Below are 973 nucleotides of genomic sequence, written 5' to 3' on the forward strand. Positions count from 1 at the left end.
CCGTTGGTGATAAGTGTTTTGTCGAAGCGATGTCGGCATTTATAGCAAGGCTAATGTCATGCTCAAAAGGTGTGACGCCAAGCACTTCAATGGCTAATGTGTCGCTAAACATATAGATTACGCTTAAGCCTAGTTGGGTATCGCTATCTACATCTACATTGCCTATGCCAGTATTGCCAAATGCTGGCGTATCGAGCCGATTAAGCCGCTAGACGCATTAGAAGATACTTTTGCAGCGCCGCCACGAACAATAATGTCGCTTTCTTGATAGGCGAATGAATTTCCTGAAAAACCAAAGGATGCGACTGCTAGGGAAAGAATACTTTTCTTGAACATAATCTTTCTCGATCTTTGTTGTAGATAAATTAATCCGTGAACTTGGAATCAAGTGTACAAACTTTCTGGTTGGTTTGACTTGATCTAGCTCAATTTGGCTCGCCATCATCAGTTGGTACATAGCAAAGTGCTCAGCTAGTTTACGTAGGTCAATTTAGACCAAAATTGCTATGTAGGCCGAAATAATCAGCTCAATTATCACTTTGGGAGTGGCTCTTTGATGTCGTGTTTCTTAAGCTTCTGCGCAACAATAAATAACTGAAAGCGAGTAGGCATTGAACGACGCACAAAAGGCTTTAGCGCAGTGGCGTGAACAAGGAAGATTTTTTGAATTTGAAGGGCATCAGGTGTTTTATCAGGATTCACAGGATGCCAATAAACCAGTTTTAGTAATGTTGCATGGCTTTCCAACATCGAGTTGGGACTGGCAAGAAATATGGCCAAGGTTAACGCAGTATTTTCGCGTGATTACCTTCGACTTCTTAGGATTTGGTTTTTCAGACAAACCTAACTTGCCGAAATATTCGATCATGATGCAGGCTAGTATTGCTGAAGCTCTCGTGAATGCGTGTGGTGTTGCGGATTACCATTTACTTGCACATGATTATGGTAATACCGTTGCGCAGGAACTTTTGGC

General features: G+C 42.0%; 3 protein-coding genes. 1 reads left to right on the top strand and 2 read right to left on the bottom strand.

The features are described 5' to 3' along the window. Positions 1-112 (bottom strand): OmpW family outer membrane protein (locus A3762_RS28950; protein ID WP_369820710.1); only part of this gene is annotated, 112 nt, incomplete at its 3' end. A 50-nt stretch (positions 113-162) separates the two neighbouring features. Then, positions 163-336 carry a hypothetical protein gene (locus A3762_RS26665; protein WP_156493322.1) on the bottom strand — a complete coding sequence of 58 codons (174 nt, stop codon included), beginning with the start codon at positions 334-336 and terminating at the stop codon, positions 163-165. Between the two features lie 275 nt (positions 337-611). Between A3762_RS26665 and A3762_RS20640 the strand changes: the two genes are divergently transcribed. After that, a partial coding sequence (locus tag A3762_RS20640) for an alpha/beta fold hydrolase (protein WP_156493639.1) occupies positions 612-973 on the top strand: 362 nt, incomplete at its 3' end.

The sequence above is a fragment of the Oleiphilus sp. HI0125 genome, assembly GCF_001635355.1.